The following is a 14,973-nucleotide window of genomic DNA, read 5'->3' on the forward strand; positions in this document are numbered from 1 at the left end:
GTGGAGAGGACCGGACAGGTCGAAACAACAGAGGGTACAGGAAATGTACAAGACGCTTCTGGCAGCAGGTATCTGCATCCTGAGCATGACATCCTTGGCATCGGCCCAGGAGAAGAAGGAAATCGTGATCGCCTCGGAAGGCGCTTACCCGCCCTTCAACTTCATGGATTCCAACAACAAGCTCCAGGGCTTCGACATCGATATCGCGAATGCGCTGTGCGAGAAGATGCAGGTGAAGTGCACCATCGTGGCCCAGGACTGGGACGGCATCATTCCGGCGCTGCTCGCCAGAAAATATGACGCCATCGTCGCCTCGATGACGATCACGGAAGAGCGCAAGAAGCAGATCGATTTCACCGACCGCTATTACCGCACGCCGCTCTCCGTCGCCGTGCCGAAGGACTCGCCGATCAAGGACACCACGGCGGCTTCTATGAAAGGCAAGACCATCGGCGCTCAGTCCTCCACCACTCAGGCGATCTATGCCGAGGACGTGTACGGCAAAGCCGGTGCTTCCGCGAAACTTTATCCGACGCAGGATGAGGCGAATGCCGACTTGGCGAACGGTCGTCTGGACGCTGCGGTCGCCGACAAGTTCGTGCTCGTCGAATGGCTGAAGAACGCCGGCAAGGATTGCTGCAAGATGCTCGGCGACATTGAGGGCACCACCTCCGAGGCCGGCATTGCGATCCGCAAGGAAGACAAGGAACTGAAGGAAAAGTTCAACAAGGCGATCAAGGACATCGTCGCCGACGGCACGTACAAGAGGATCCAAGCCAAGTACTTCGCGTTCGACATCTACTAGAGCATCGGACCCAAAAGTGGACTTGCACTTTTGGGATCGATCCGATGCTCATTCCTGAGAGGATCGCATCGTTGTTGGCGAAAAACCTGGTCCACTTTTCCGCACGATGCGCTAAGACGCTCGAACCGTTTGCATGACGCCGGAAGGCGGCAGCTCATTCCTGCTGGCGCCTTCCGCGAACCCTGCTTAAAGGTCAGCCCATTGCAGGATATATTTTCACTTCTTTCCTTTTCCGGAGGCGGCTGGGGCAGCGCGCTCGCGGCGGGCACTTTCGTGACCCTGAGCCTTGCGCTCACGACGCTTCCTGTCGGCATTTTTCTCGGCCTCGCCGTCGCATTGATGGCGCGCTCCCGCAGCCCCCGCGTGCGGGCCATTGCTACGGTTTTTACCACAATCTTCCGTGGGCTGCCGGAATTGCTGACCCTTCTCATCGTCTATTACGGCGGTCAGATTCTCATCCAGCGCCTGATCGCGGCGATGGGTTATGAGGGGCAAGTGCAGATCAATGCTTTTCTCGCCGGCGTGATCGCCTTCGGCCTCGTGCTCGCAGCCTTTTCGAGCGAGGTTTGGGTCGGTGCGCTCAACACGATCCATAGAGGGCAATACGAAGCCGCAAGCGCGCTGGGCCTCTCCAAATGGCTCTCCTTCCGCCTTGTTGTCTTTCCGCAGCTCATGCGCGCGGCCCTGCCGGGTCTGTCCAACAACTGGCTGACGCTGCTCAAGGATACTTCGCTGATCTCGACGATCTCGCTTGTCGACATCATGCGCCAGACGAACCTCGCGGTGGGCGCCACGAAGCAGCCGATGGTGTTCTATCTGACGGCCTGCTTCATCTACCTTTTCCTATCGGCGGGATCGGGCCTTGCCTTCACGTTCCTGGAGCGCCGCGCCAATCGCGGCCATGTGAGGGGCTAGAAGAATGTTCCGCGATCTTCTGGGCCTTGTCATCGATCTCGATCTCCTCGACCGCTATGGCTGGCGCTTCCTTGAAGGCGTCGGTGTCACGGCGCAGCTGGTGGTGATCTCGTTCACGCTCGGCGGCATCCTCGGGCTTCTGCTAGGGCTCGCGCGTATCTCGAGCAGCCGTGCTCTGCGATGGTTCTCCGGCGCGTATATCTATTTCTTCCGCGGCTCGCCGCTGCTCGCGCAGCTGTTCCTGCTCTATTATGGCCTCGGTTCGCTGCGCACCTTCTGGACGGATCTCGGCCTCTGGTGGTTTTTCCGTGAGGCTTGGTACTGCGCGCTCCTCGCCTTCACCCTGAACACGGCCGCCTATCAGGCCGAGATTTTCCGCGGCGGCATTCGGGCCGTGCCGAGAGGTCAGCGGGAGGCCGCTGCAGCGCTTGGGATGCATAAGGTCATCACCTTTGTGAAGGTCATTTTCCCTCAAGCCATGATCGTGGCTCTGCGTCCGCTTGGGAACGAGCTGATCCTCATGGTCAAGGCCAGTGCCATTGCTTCGCTTGTGACGATCTACGATCTCATGGGCGTGACCAAGCTCGCCTTCTCGCGCTCGTACAATTTTGAGCTCTACCTCTGGGCGGCTGTCCTCTACCTCCTGATCGTTGAGTGCATCCGGCGGCTCTGGGTGGTGCTTGAAAGGCGGCTGACGCGGCACCTGAGGGCAGGGGAGTTGCAGCCTGTGCAAAAGACCTGGTTGAGCCGCATGACGAAATCCGTTCTCAAACCCAATGCCCAGTAAAGATCACCCATCATGCGCTATGACGTCATCGTGCTCGGCGCAGGGATCGTCGGGGTCTCTGCCGCGCTTCACCTGCAATCGCGCGGCCGCTCCGTCTGCCTCGTCGACCGCCGCTCGCCCGGCGAGGAAACGAGCTACGGCAATGCCGGCCTCATCGAGCGCGCGAGCGTTATCCCATATGCGATGCCGCGCCAGCTCTCAGTGCTGCTGCGATATGGCCTGAACCGCTCGCCGGAGGTTCGCTACCGTCTCGCGCATCTGCCGAAGATGGGCACATGGCTGTTCCAGTATTGGCTGCACTCTTCGCCGGAACGGTTGCTTGAGGCGACTAACGCCATGCTGCCACTCATCGAGCGCTGCGTGACGGAGCACGACGAGCTGATCGACAAGGCTGGCCTGACGCATCTCCTGCGCCGCAGTGGCTGGATCGAGACGTTCCGCACCCCTGAAGGAAAGAAGAAGGCTCTTGCCGCGGTGAAGGACGTGGAGCAATACGGGCTTCGCCACGATGTGCTTGACCCTGCAGAGTTGAAGGCCCGTGAGCCTCACCTGCTGGGTGCCCCCATCGGCGCCATTCACTGGCGCGATCCCACGACGGTGTCGGACCCTGAGGCTCTCACGAAGGGATACGCCGCGCTCTTCACCAAACAAGGCGGGCGCTTTGCCTCCGGCGATGCGCGCACGCTTGCGCAGAGCGGAGGCAGCTGGGTTGTGACAACGGAGCAGGGGCCCGTCACGGCAGGACAGGTGGTCGTGGCCCTCGGCCCCTGGTCCGATCAGATCTTCAAGCCGCTCGGCTATCGCATCCCGCTTGGCGTGAAGCGCGGCTACCACATGCATTACGGCTCGAAAGGCGGGGCCAGGCTCAACCAGCCGGTTCTCGATTTCGAAGGCGGCTATGTGCTGACCCCGATGACCAAGGGCATCCGGCTCACAACAGGTGTCGAGCTTGCAGGCTTCGATGCCGCGGAGGATGCCCGCCAACTCGGTCAGGCCGAGGCTCTCGCCCGCAACCTTTTTCCGTTGGGCGAGCGGCTCGAACCGAAGCCGTGGCTCGGGCGCAGGCCCTGCCTGCCCGACATGCGGCCAGCGATCGGCGCAGCACCCCGCCATCAGGGCCTGTGGTTCTGCTTCGGCCATGCCCATCACGGGCTGACGCTTGGGCCCGTCTCGGGCCGCCTGCTCGCCGAGATGATGACGGGCGAGGCGCCGTTCTGCGATCCGTCGCCTTATCGCGCGGATCGGTTCTAACTAAGGTCGTTCAACAACGCTCTCCCTCATCCTGAGGAGCAGACGCAGTCTGCGTCTCGAAGGAGGATCCCGTGCACTCTGGAGACGCCTCGCCCTTCGAGACGGCCTGAAGGCCTCCTCAGGATGAGGCTTCGAGACGCTACGCTCCTCAGGGTGAGGCTCAGGGCAGCTTCGTTAGATGCTTCATGAGACGCATCTAAAAGCCAAGGACCGATCATCGGTTCGGTGTGACCCTTTTTCTCTCAAGCCGCAGTCGGAGCCGCGACTGCGGCGCGAAGCAGCATGCCGAAGAGATCGCGCGGATCGTCCGGATCGGCCAGCAGGTCGAGTTCCTCGTAAAGGCCGGTCTGCTCGATCTGATGCTTCACGTAGCGAAGAGCCGAGAAGTCCTCGATGGCGAAGCCCACGGAGTCGAACAGGGTGATCTGGCGATCGTTCGCGCGGCCTGTCTCTTGGCCCGCGATCACGCGCCACAGCTCCGTCACCGGGTGGTCGGGCGCGAGCTGCTGGATCTCGCCTTCGATGCGCGTCTGCGGCGGATATTCCACGAAGATGTCGGAGCGCTTCAGGATGTCGGCGTGAAGCTCCGTCTTGCCTGGGCAGTCGCCGCCGACCGCGTTGATGTGCAGGCCCGAGCCGACCATGTTGTCGGTGAGGATCGTGGCGTTCTGCTTGTCGGCGGTGACGGTGGTGACGATCTCGGCACCCTCCATCGCTTCCTCGATGGTGTTGCAGATCGTCATGTCGAAGCCGTGGCCTGCGAGATTACGCACGCATTTGGTGCTGGCCGTCCGATCGATATCGTAGAGTCGCAGCTTGTCGATGCCGAGAAGCGCCTTGAAGGCAATGGCCTGGAACTCTGCCTGCGCGCCGTTGCCGATGATTGCCATGGTGCGCGCATTCTTCGGCGCGAGATACTTGGCAGCCACAGCCGAGGTCGCGGCGGTGCGAAGCGCCGTGAGGATGGTCATCTCCGTGAGCAGCACGGGATAGCCTGTTCCCACATCCGCCAGCACGCCGAAGGCCGTCACGGTCTGGCGTCCCTCGCGCGTGTTCTTCGGATGCCCGTTCACATACTTGAAGCCATAAACCTCGCCGTCGCTGGTGGGCATGAGCTCGATCACGCCCTCGCGGCTGTGCGAGGCGACGCGCGGGGTCTTGTCGAACAGCTCCCAACGGCGGAAATCGGTTTCGATGTACTCGGCCAGTTCGATCAGGAAGCGCTCCACGCCGACGGCGAGGACGAGCTTCATCATGTGATCGACGCTGACGAAGGGGACGATGTTGAGTTTCGCAATCATGACGTCACTTTGGGGGTGTGGCGGTAACTCTGAGTCGGGCGGTCGAGGACGCGGCGGCCCATGAGGCTGGAGGCGAGATCGACCATGAGCAGGGCGGTGCGGCCGCGCTCGTCCAGGAAGGGGTTGAGTTCGACGAGATCGAGGCTTCTCACGAGGCCGCTGTCGTGCAGCATCTCCATGATGAGGTGCGCTTCTCGGAAGGTAGCGCCGCCCGGCACCGTCGTGCCGACGCCTGGCGCGATGCCAGGATCGAGGAAGTCAACGTCCAGGCTCACGTGAAGAATGCCGTCTGCCTCCGCGACGCGCTTGAGAAACGCATCGAGCAGGGGCGCGATGCCGTTCTCGTCGATGGCGCGCATATCGTGGATCGTTACGCCCGTGATCGCGAGCGCCTTGCGCTCTGCCGGATCGACACTGCGGATGCCCATCATGCAGACATTCTCAGGCTTGATCGGCGCATGAATTTTCGGGAAATAGCCCTCGAAGCCGTCACGACCCGTGGCATAGGCCATGGGCACGCCATGCAGGTTGCCGCTGGTCGTCGTCTCGAGGGTATGGAAGTCCGGGTGCGAGTCGAGCCACAGCACGAAGAACTCGCGGCGTTCCTCCGCCGCGCGGCGGGCGAGGCCCGTCATCGAGCCAGCCGAGAGGCTGTGATCGCCACCCATGAAAATCGGCATGCCTTCACCGCTGGCCCTATAGGCCGCCTCGGCAATGGCCTCGGTCCAGGCGACCGTTTCCGCCAGCGCCTTGATGGCTCCGTTCTCATGGCGCAGCTCACGCAGTGGCGCGGGCACGATATTGCCGCGGTCTTCAACTGCGTAGCCCAGATTGATCAGTTCCGTCGCCAGACCCGCCGTGCGAAAGGCGCTGGGGCCCATATCGCAGCCTAGCCGGCCGGCGCCTTCCTGAACGGGCACTCCAAAAAGGATGCAGGGCTTCTGCGTCATTCGTTATCTCCACAATAGGAATCTCAAGCTAGGCGAGGGGCTTGGCGATTTGAACAGTCTAGTTTGACAAATAGGGCAAGATGATCGACCACTTTGCAACATCTGCTTTTTCAAAGTGGTAGTTATGGACGATCTCGACCAGCGCCTCATCACCCTTTTGCGCCACAACGGCCGGCGCAGTGTGTCCGACCTCGCCCTTGAACTGGATGTCTCCCGCGCGACAGTGCGTTCGCGGATGGAACGCCTGGAGCGTTCGGGCGATATCGTGGGCTATACGGTGATCCTGCGGGCGGATGCGGTTTCACTGCCCGTGCGCGGCATCATGCTGATCGAGGTGGAGGGGCGCGCCGCAGATCGGGTGGTCGATGCTCTGGGCGGTTATCCAGAGGTCAGCGCCATTCACACCACGAACGGGAAATGGGATCTCATTGTCGAACTCGGCGCGGCCAATCTGTCCGATTTCGATGGCATCCTGAGGCGCATTCGCCTGATCCCGGGCGTGATAGCCTCGGAAACCAATCTGCTGCTGGCGACCCCGCGTAGCACCCGTGCCCGGCTGTGAGGCACCAGCTTTGCAAGAAGACAGTTCCCGGCGGGAATGAGCCCTCACGCCGGAAACCCTTGGGTAATGCCGTTAATTCTTGTCCCGCGAGCTGAACTGTTGAACCTCACCCTGAGGTGTCAGGTATTCGATCGAAACCCAATCCGTGCAGGCCCGCAGGATGGGGGCCAAATAAGCACGGCTGCCTTCGATCTCCACGACGCGGCAGGAATAGGCCCGACGATCACCTGGAGGACGATAAACCACCGTGCTGCCTGGCCTGATCTCGTCCTTGTTGGATTCCGTATATGGCGTATGGGGCTCGCGGTGGCCGTTGTCCTGAACAACGGACGCATTTTTGCTGGCCCGATAGCGGTCGAGCGCTTCGATGGCGATACGGGCCCGATCACGATAGCGGTCGGAGACCACCCGCATCAGGGTTCCCTTTTCGCGTCCCGGATACCAGGAAACGCCACCGATTTTCGCAAGTTCTTCCGCGACGATCTCAATTTCTTCTTCGGTCATTGGCTCATTCCCTCAAGGAGATCGGAAAACAGGCTCAGATCTCTGGGTGGCACCCATGATCCGATGCTTTTACTTTTGGCCCCGAAGAGTCGCTTTCGTTATGAAATTATGAATTCTGACTCTGTACTAGTATCGAGTTAGTCGTATTGCTCGCCGTGCTTACCTGGGCGATATCATGCGCTCCTGCAGAATAGCCAATTGCTGAATATAGGGCGTCCGCCGTTCCTGATGTTGTGCCTTCAGCTTCTCAAGAACTCGGATCTTCAGGTTCAGATCCGGCGAACTCTTGCTGATCTTGTCCCTAGCTTGCTCGTACTCGAAATCGATATCGGCCAGGGTCGAGAGGAGGGACTGAAGTAAAGGCTTGGTGTTAGGAGAGTACATTGGGGCGGATTTCAAATCGCCCGGGAATTTATTGTTATAGTATTTAGTATCATCCATCCGCGGCCTCGTATTAACTTTGCATTAACATCGCCAACGATAATGACGTAGGGTTACTCCGTCTGTTGGGTATCCGACAAAGCTGCAAAAAGTTTTTGCATTTCTCTCCGATGGCCGCTCGAATTCGGAGCTTTTGGCCCACGAGGGAGCTTTGGACAGCGAAGGACCTTTCAATCGCTATCGTAAGTGGCGGGCAGCAGCCGTTCGAAACTTCTGCGAATCGTTCGGTAGCATTCGCACGACATCTCTTCGAGACCGGCGCGGTCGGTGATGGTGATGACACCTCGGCCCTGATTGATCAGACCAGCAACCTGCAGGGCACGAGTCACGCTGCTGACCGTCGAGCGCTGCACGCCCAGCATTTCGGCAAGCGTCTCATGCGTGAGGGGCAGCGCGTCGTGATCGACGCGATCGCGCGTGCTCAAGATCCAGCGGCAACAGCGGGCTTCGACGCTGTGCACGGCATTGCAGGCAACCGTCTGCAGAGTCTGCGCCAGAAGCGCTTCCGTGAAACTCAACATCAGCTGGCGGATCTTCGGACGATCACGGGCTGCTTCGTTCAATTGCTCGACCGTAACACGAGAAGCAGTGCCCGCGAATTGCGTGACATAGCGTCCGAATGATTGTCGCGTGACGAGCGCGCTGACGAAACCGAACATGGCCTCACGCCCGAAGACAGCCATCTCGACCGAGCCGCCATCCTCCAAGACGGTTGTGAGCGACACGATGGTGTTGTGCGGAAAGTAGGTGTGGCGAACGGCCTCGCCGATCTCGTAAACGACCTTGCCCTTCGGCAAGTCGACGATTTCAAGATGAGGTTCGAGAAAACTGAAGTCCTCGGGCTCCAGTGCGGCAAGGAGCCGGTTCTTCCGGTGGGTGATCGCCTTAGAACCATGCTGCATGGCAAGGTGTACCGATCCGCGCAGATGTCCAAGCCCGGTAGGGGTTGGATCCATGTACAAGATGGCTGTGCAACTTCAGGTGGTCAACTTGAGTCAAGAACGTTGTAAACAGCCTTTCAGCCTCAATCCGTGTGTTAAAACACTCGCAAGCGAAAGAAGTCGAGGGGCTTCTACATTCAAAGGCGATCCTAAAGAGGTATCAGATGATTCACTGTATCAGCAGCCTGACTTTGTAGGCTGGCTCGGAGCTACCCCTGTTTACGTAACCAAGGGGATAGCGCAGCATTGGCTGCAAGCGAATCCATGTTGCATCGAGGCCAGTCACGTGAGCGCACCAACATCCTCTCAATTGCCGGCGGATCTGGCCGATTGGTCGGCTTCTGACCTGCTTGAGGCTTATTCCCGCAAGACAGTCTCGCCCGTCGATGTCACGAAGGCTGTCATTGCACGCATCGAGGCTCATGAGCCGCGCCTGCAGGCGCTTTATGCCTACGATCCCGATGCTGCGATCACGAGCGCTCGAGAATCCGAGCGGCGATGGATGAAAGGCGAGGAGAGGGCGCTCGACGGAATCCCCGCGACCATCAAGGAAAACATCGCGACCAAGGGCACGCCCGTGCCGCTTGGTACGGCGACGCGCCCGCTGACGCCGGCGACGGAAGATGCGCCGCCCGCCGCGCGCCTGCGCGAGGACGGTGTCGTCATTCTCGCCAAGACCACGATGCCGGATTACGGCATGCTCTCATCCGGCCTGTCGAGCTTCCATCCGCTCGCTCGTAACCCGTGGGATCTGTCCAAGAATCCAGGCGGCAGCTCGGCGGGGGCCGGTGCTGCGGCAGCCGCCGGTTATGGTCCCTTCCATGTCGGCACGGATATCGGCGGCTCCATTCGCCTGCCGGCTGCGTGGTGTGGCGTGTTCGGATTGAAGCCCAGCTTCGGCCGCATTCCCATCGACCCCACCTATTACGGACGCGTGGCCGGACCGATGACGCGAACGGTGCGGGATGCCGCGCTGATGATGACGAGTCTCACACGGCCTGATATGCGTGATCCCATGAGCCTGCCTTATCAGGATTGGCCCTGGCTAGATCTCGACATCGACATCAAGGGTCTCAGGATCGGCCTCATGATGGATGCAGGCGTCGGGCTGCCACTCGATCCTGAAATTCGCGCAGCCGTGGAGAAAGCTGCGAAACTCTTTGAGCATGCGGGCGCAACGATCGAGGAAGTGAAGCCCTTCATCACCCGCGAAATGCTGGACGGTCTCGACGATTTCTGGCGCCAGCGTGCCTGGATGGATATCGGCGCCTTGAGCGAAGAGGAGCGCGCGCGGGTGCTGCCATACATCCTGCAATGGGCCGAGGGTGGACGGAACCTCACGGGGGCTCAGGTGTATAACGGCATGAACCAGATGATGGTGATGCGCCACGCGGCGGTTGCCGCCACCCATCGCTTCGATTTCGTGCTCTCGCCGGTCGCTCCCAACGTGGCCTATGAGGCGGAGCTGGCGTCACCCATCCATGATCCCGAAAAGCCATTCGAGCATATCGGCTATACGGTGGCCTTCAACATGTCCGACCAGCCGGCGGCCTCGGTGAATGCAGGCTTCACGAAGGCCGGTCTGCCCATCGGCCTGCAGATCGTCGGCCGGCGCTTCGACGATCTCGGCGTGCTGCGGCTCTCGAAGGCATGGGAGGAGATGTGTCCTGACAAGCGGGCGTGGCCGAAGTTGTAGAGACGGGATCCTTCCTTCCGTCATCACCGGCCTTGTGCCGGTGATCTCGCTTTAGTGGACGCAGTGCCTCCGACATCGGGATGGCCGGGACAAGCCCGGCCATGACGTGAAGGGGAAGAGCGACGCCAGGAAGCGTTAGAGCGGGTTTTCCTGAAAGCCGCCTGCTGGTAGAGAACGGCCATGACGTACAAAGTTGCCGCCCTCTATCAATTCGTTTCGCTTCCCGACTTCCGGGAGATCCGCGACCGGCTTCATGCCATCTGCACTGGTCTTGGGGTCAAGGGCACGCTTCTGCTTGCCCAGGAGGGGATCAACGGCACCGTGGCCGGAACGGAGGAGGGGATCGACGCCCTGATGGTCGAGCTGCAGCGGGGCTCGCTCTTCCGTGGCCGCCTTGATAATCTGGAGCTGAAGTTCTCGACCGCCTCCGAGATGCCGTTCGGCAAGATGAAGGTGCGCCTGAAGAAGGAGATCGTGACGCTGGGCGATCCGCAGACCGACCCGACGAGGCAGGTAGGCACCTATGTGTCGCCTGCGGAGTGGAACAAGCTCATCGAGAGCCCGGACGTCATTCTGCTCGACACCCGCAATGATTTCGAGGTCGAGATGGGCACCTTCGAGGGGGCCGTCGATCCGCGCATCAGGAAATTCAGCGAGTTCAAGGATTTCGTGAAGAAGGAGCTCGACCGGTCCAAGCACAAGAAGGTCGCCATGTTCTGCACCGGCGGCATCCGCTGCGAGAAGGCCAGCTCCTACATGCTCGCTCAGGGCTTCGAGGAGGTCTACCACTTGAAAGGCGGCATCCTGCAATATCTGGAGGATGTGCCGGAAGCGGAGAGCCGGTGGAACGGCGGCTGCTTCGTGTTCGACGAGCGCGTGTCGCTTGGCCATGGCTTGGTCGAGCGCCTGGAGGACAGGAGCCTTTTGGCCGATGAGTGACGTTGACGGCATCAACGCCCGTTTGGAGGCTCTGGAGGTGCGCGTCGCCTACCAGGATCAGGTCATCGAGGATCTGAACCAGACCGTCATCGACCAGTGGAAGAAGATCGATGCGCTCAAGCGCCAGCTCGCCGAATTGCTGGACCGCGTCCAAGAGGTCGAGGACAGCTCGGCCGGACCCCGCGCGCCCGAGCCCCCACCGCCGCATTACTGAGATTCTTGGACTGGTTATTCAACCGATCGGTTGACTATCAAAGCGTGCGCGCATATATTCAACCACATGGTTGAATTACAGACATCTCAGCTGGATTCGGTCTTTCACGCTCTCGGCGATGCCACACGCCGGCGGATGCTTCGCGAACTCGCGGGGGGAGCGCGAACGGTCAGCCAGCTTGCTGAACCCTTCGAGATTTCGCTTGCGGCCGCCTCGAAACACATCAAGGCGCTGGAAAACGCCGGCTTGATCCGTCGCGAGGTGCGCGGCCGCACCCATGTATGCCGCCTCGACCCTGGGCCGCTTTCGAGTGCCCATGAGTGGCTGAGCTTCTACGAACGCTTCTGGACCGACCGTCTGGATGTGCTGGAGCGGCTCCTCCGTGAAGAGGATGCCCGCAAAACCCCAACCCCGAGAGGAGACGACCCATGACTGATCTCGCGACCCTTGACGCCTATGGTGTGCTGACCGAGCCTGCCACGTTGACGATCCAGCGCCTTCTGCCCGGTCCCATCGAGCGTGTTTGGGCCTATCTCACAGAAAGCGAATTGCGCCGGCAGTGGCTGGCAGCCGGTCAGATGGAGATGAAGGTCGGTGCCCCAGTTGAACTCGTCTGGCGCAATGACGAGCTGACCAACCCACCTGGTCAACGGCCTCCCGGCTTCTCCGAGGAACACCGGATGCAGAGCCGGATCACCGAGCTCGATCCGCCCTACAAGCTCGCTATCGCCTGGGGAAGCACCGGTGGCGTCTCCTTCGAGCTGGAGCCTCAGGGCAGCGAGGTGCTGCTCACCGTGACCCACCGCCGCCTACCGGATCGCGCAACGATGCTGAACGTCAGCGCCGGCTGGCACATGCACCTCGATATTCTGGCAGCGCGCATGGCGGGCAAGGAGCCGGAGGCGTTCTGGGACGGCTGGGCTCGCCTGAAGAGCGAATACGACCGGCGGCTCCCGGCCTAATCGAAATCGCGGTGAGGCTCCGCCGCCGCATTATCGAGAGATGCAACCTACTTGATATTATGGCCGGGACAAACCCGGCCATCCACGCTTTGGGGATCGCCAACGCACAAACCTCATGCTGAGGAGCAGACGAAGTCTGCGTCTCGAAGGGGGGTCCAGTGTACGCTGGAGACGCCCTGCCCTTCGAGATGGTCGCTGCGCGACCTCCTCATGATGAGGGCAGTGGGTGTATAAGGCGAGAAAGCATCAAACCTTCTTCACGAAACAGGTCTTGAGCACGAGGCCTTTGATCTGCGCTGACCGGCACTCGATCTCTTCCGCGTCATCCGTCAGGTGGATGTTCTTGAACACGGTGCCCCGCTTGAGAGTGGTGGAGGAGCCCTTCACCTTCAGGTCCTTGATGACCTGCACTGAATCGCCCTCGTTGAGCTGGGCCCCGTTACTGTCCCTGACAACCATATCGGTCATGTTGATCTCCTTAGGCGCATCTTGCGCTTGGCCGAACAGGGGATAGCCGTCAGGCTGATACTTTGTCCATCAGGGTTCTTACGGACCAGCTTGGCACTCAAGCTTCACGAGTGCCAAAAAATTTCATCTCCCCCTCTTGAACGGTGAAGCTTGTTCAACCAAATTCTCGACCGTGGAGGCCCGGAAGGGCTCCGCGTATGGCAGTTAACGCACTGAAAACATTGGAGGAAGCTTCATGAAGTTCCGTCCTTTGCATGACCGCATCCTGGTCAAGCGCATCGATGCGGAAGAGAAGACGGCGGGTGGTATCATCATTCCCGACACCGCCAAGGAAAAGCCTCAGCAGGGCGAAGTCGTCGCCGTGGGTCCTGGCGCCCGCAACGAGGCTGGCCAGCTCGTCGCCCTCGACGTGAAGGTCGGCGACCGCGTGCTCTTCGGCAAATGGTCCGGCACGGAAGTGAAGATCGATGGCGAGGATCTCCTCATCATGAAGGAGAGCGACATCATGGGCGTGCTGGAAGTAGGTGCCGCCCAGAAGAAGGCCGCTTAAGGCCAAACGCAATTTCAGAGTCACATATCGTTACGTCTCGAAGGAGTGACGAACAATGGCTGCTAAGGAAGTCAAATTCTCATCGGATGCGCGCGAGAAAATGCTGCGCGGCGTCGACATCCTCGCCGATGCGGTGAAGGTCACGCTGGGCCCGAAGGGCCGCAATGTCGTGATCGAGAAGTCCTTCGGCGCTCCGCGCATCACCAAGGATGGTGTCACGGTCGCGAAGGAAATCGAACTTGCCGACAAGTTCGAGAACATGGGCGCCCAGATGGTGCGCGAGGTCGCCTCGAAGCAGAACGATCGCGCCGGTGACGGCACGACGACCGCGACGGTGCTCGCCCAGGCCATCGTGAAGGAAGGCGCCAAGGCTGTGGCCGCCGGCATGAACCCGATGGACCTCAAGCGCGGCATCGACATGGCTGTCGAGGCTGTCGTGGCGGACCTCAAGAACAACGCCAAGAAGGTGACCTCCAACGAGGAGATCGCTCAGGTCGGCACCATCTCGGCCAACGGCGACGCCGAGGTCGGCCGCATGCTGGCCGAAGCCATGCAGAAGGTCGGCAACGAGGGCGTGATTACCGTCGAGGAAGCGAAGTCTCTCGCCACCGAACTCGATGTGGTCGAGGGCATGCAGTTCGACCGCGGCTATCTCTCGCCGTACTTCATCACCAATGCCGAGAAGATGCGCGTGGAGCTTGAGGATCCCTACATCCTCATCCACGAGAAGAAGCTCTCCGGCCTCCAGGCGATGCTGCCCGTGCTCGAGGCTGTGGTGCAGACCGGCAAGCCGTTGCTCATCATCGCCGAGGACGTGGAAGGCGAGGCGCTCGCCACCCTCGTGGTCAACAAGCTGCGGGGTGGCCTGAAGATCGCCGCCGTGAAGGCTCCGGGCTTCGGTGATCGCCGCAAGGCCATGCTCGAGGACATCGCCGTTCTCACCAAGGGCCAAGTCATATCCGAAGACCTCGGCATCAAGCTCGAGAACGTCACCCTCCCGATGCTCGGCCGCGCCAAGAAGGTGGTGATCGAGAAGGAAAACACCACCATCGTGGATGGTGCCGGCGACAAGAAGGACATTGAAGCGCGCGTCCAGCAGATCAAGGCGCAGATCGAGGAGACCACCTCGGACTACGACCGGGAGAAGCTGCAGGAGCGTCTGGCCAAGCTCGCCGGCGGCGTCGCGGTGATCCGCGTCGGCGGTGCGACCGAGGTCGAGGTGAAGGAGAAGAAGGACCGCGTGGACGACGCCATGCATGCCACGAAGGCTGCGGTCGAGGAGGGCATCGTCCCCGGTGGCGGCGTCGCGCTTCTCCGTGCGCTGAAGGCGCTCGAAGGCGTGAAGCCTGTCAACGACGACCAGAAGACCGGCGTCGAAATCGTGCGTCGTGCGCTCCAGGCTCCGGCCCGCCAGATCGCTCTGAATGCGGGTGAGGATGGCTCGGTGATCGTCGGCAAGGTGGCCGAGGCCAATGATTACTCGGCTGGCTGGAATGCCCAGACCGGCGAGTTCGGCGACCTCTACAAGTTCGGCATCATCGACCCGGCGAAGGTCGTGCGCGTGGCTCTTGAGGACGCGGCTTCTGTTGCCGGCCTCCTCATCACCACGGAGGCCATGATCGCCGAGAAGCCGAAGAAGGAAGCCGCGGCTCCCGCTATGCCTGGTGGTGGCATGGACTTCTAAGCA

At 60.9% G+C, this 14,973-nt stretch carries 18 protein-coding genes; 12 read left to right on the top strand and 6 right to left on the bottom strand.

Translation table 11 applies throughout. From position 1 onward, the window contains the following. Nucleotides 1-43 precede the first annotated feature (43 nt). The 4 genes from DC522_RS10825 (at nt 44) to DC522_RS10840 (ending at nt 3,758) form a co-directional block, all read left to right on the top strand. Complete coding sequence (locus DC522_RS10825) at nt 44-805, top strand: ABC transporter substrate-binding protein (protein WP_116528721.1); 762 nt, start codon at nt 44-46, stop codon at nt 803-805. Between the two features lie 201 nt (nt 806-1,006). After that, a complete protein-coding gene (locus DC522_RS10830) occupies nt 1,007-1,720 on the top strand; it encodes an ABC transporter permease (protein ID WP_116528789.1) in 714 nt (237 codons plus the stop codon). A 4-nt stretch (nt 1,721-1,724) separates the two neighbouring features. Then, entirely contained in the window at nt 1,725-2,507 is a 783-nt protein-coding gene (locus tag DC522_RS10835; protein WP_116528722.1) for an ABC transporter permease, read from the top strand. 12 nt (nt 2,508-2,519) lie between these two features. After that, the gene (locus DC522_RS10840; protein ID WP_116528723.1) at nt 2,520-3,758 is read left to right on the top strand and encodes an FAD-binding oxidoreductase; all 1,239 of its coding nucleotides are present in this window, start codon (nt 2,520-2,522) and stop codon (nt 3,756-3,758) included. Between the two features lie 242 nt (nt 3,759-4,000). On the opposite strand, the gene DC522_RS10845 is transcribed toward DC522_RS10840, so the two are convergent. After that, nucleotides 4,001-5,059 (bottom strand): ornithine cyclodeaminase, encoded by a 1,059-nt coding sequence (locus tag DC522_RS10845; RefSeq protein ID WP_116528724.1) that lies wholly within the window; start codon nt 5,057-5,059, stop codon nt 4,001-4,003. Further along, a complete protein-coding gene (gene rocF / locus DC522_RS10850) occupies nt 5,056-6,009 on the bottom strand; it encodes an arginase (RefSeq protein ID WP_116528725.1) in 954 nt (317 codons plus the stop codon). Before rocF ends, DC522_RS10845 begins: the two co-directional genes overlap by 4 nt. Before the next feature lie 124 nt (nt 6,010-6,133). Here rocF and DC522_RS10855 point away from each other — a divergent pair, with 124 nt between their 5' ends. Next, nucleotides 6,134-6,571, top strand: coding sequence for an Lrp/AsnC family transcriptional regulator (locus DC522_RS10855; protein WP_116528726.1), 438 nt, complete (start codon nt 6,134-6,136; stop codon nt 6,569-6,571). A gap of 72 nt (nt 6,572-6,643) precedes the next feature. On the opposite strand, the gene DC522_RS10860 is transcribed toward DC522_RS10855, so the two are convergent. From DC522_RS10860 to DC522_RS10870, 3 genes are all read right to left on the bottom strand, one after another. After that, nucleotides 6,644-7,075, bottom strand: coding sequence for a hypothetical protein (locus tag DC522_RS10860; protein ID WP_116528727.1), 432 nt, complete (start codon nt 7,073-7,075; stop codon nt 6,644-6,646). Nucleotides 7,076-7,234: 159 nt separating this feature from the next. Next, on the bottom strand, nt 7,235-7,516 hold the full coding sequence (locus tag DC522_RS10865; protein ID WP_116528728.1) for a hypothetical protein: 282 nt from the start codon (nt 7,514-7,516) through the stop codon (nt 7,235-7,237). A 170-nt stretch (nt 7,517-7,686) separates the two neighbouring features. Further along, nucleotides 7,687-8,418, bottom strand: a complete 732-nt coding sequence (locus tag DC522_RS10870) for a Crp/Fnr family transcriptional regulator (protein ID WP_116528790.1) — start codon at nt 8,416-8,418, stop codon at nt 7,687-7,689. A gap of 325 nt (nt 8,419-8,743) precedes the next feature. Here DC522_RS10870 and DC522_RS10875 point away from each other — a divergent pair, with 325 nt between their 5' ends. The 5 genes from DC522_RS10875 (at nt 8,744) to DC522_RS10895 (ending at nt 12,268) form a co-directional block, all read left to right on the top strand. Beyond that, nucleotides 8,744-10,153, top strand: a complete 1,410-nt coding sequence (locus tag DC522_RS10875; RefSeq protein ID WP_245444089.1) for an amidase — start codon at nt 8,744-8,746, stop codon at nt 10,151-10,153. A 180-nt stretch (nt 10,154-10,333) separates the two neighbouring features. Next, nucleotides 10,334-11,092 (top strand): rhodanese-related sulfurtransferase, encoded by a 759-nt coding sequence (locus tag DC522_RS10880; protein ID WP_116528730.1) that lies wholly within the window; start codon nt 10,334-10,336, stop codon nt 11,090-11,092. After that, on the top strand, nt 11,085-11,306 hold the full coding sequence (locus tag DC522_RS10885; protein WP_116528731.1) for a SlyX family protein: 222 nt from the start codon (nt 11,085-11,087) through the stop codon (nt 11,304-11,306). Before DC522_RS10880 ends, DC522_RS10885 begins: the two co-directional genes overlap by 8 nt. 66 nt (nt 11,307-11,372) lie before the next feature. Continuing rightward, nucleotides 11,373-11,738 (top strand): helix-turn-helix transcriptional regulator, encoded by a 366-nt coding sequence (locus DC522_RS10890; protein ID WP_116528732.1) that lies wholly within the window; start codon nt 11,373-11,375, stop codon nt 11,736-11,738. Then, the gene (locus DC522_RS10895; protein ID WP_116528733.1) at nt 11,735-12,268 is read left to right on the top strand and encodes an SRPBCC family protein; all 534 of its coding nucleotides are present in this window, start codon (nt 11,735-11,737) and stop codon (nt 12,266-12,268) included. The genes DC522_RS10890 and DC522_RS10895 overlap by 4 nt, the downstream gene beginning before the upstream one ends. Nucleotides 12,269-12,514: 246 nt before the next feature. Here the strand turns inward: DC522_RS10895 and DC522_RS10900 are convergent, their stop codons facing one another. Next, nucleotides 12,515-12,736: an alkylphosphonate utilization protein gene (locus tag DC522_RS10900; protein WP_205769608.1), complete on the bottom strand. Its 222-nt coding sequence runs from the start codon at nt 12,734-12,736 to the stop codon at nt 12,515-12,517. A 235-nt stretch (nt 12,737-12,971) separates the two neighbouring features. Here DC522_RS10900 and groES point away from each other — a divergent pair, with 235 nt between their 5' ends. Further along, nucleotides 12,972-13,286, top strand: a complete 315-nt coding sequence (gene groES / locus DC522_RS10905; RefSeq protein ID WP_116528734.1) for a co-chaperone GroES — start codon at nt 12,972-12,974, stop codon at nt 13,284-13,286. 55 nt (nt 13,287-13,341) lie between these two features. Beyond that, on the top strand, nt 13,342-14,970 hold the full coding sequence (gene groL, locus DC522_RS10910; RefSeq protein ID WP_116528735.1) for a chaperonin GroEL: 1,629 nt from the start codon (nt 13,342-13,344) through the stop codon (nt 14,968-14,970). Nucleotides 14,971-14,973 lie beyond the last annotated feature (3 nt).

This window comes from Microvirga sp. KLBC 81, from assembly GCF_003075415.1.
GTDB lineage: Bacteria > Pseudomonadota > Alphaproteobacteria > Rhizobiales > Beijerinckiaceae > Microvirga.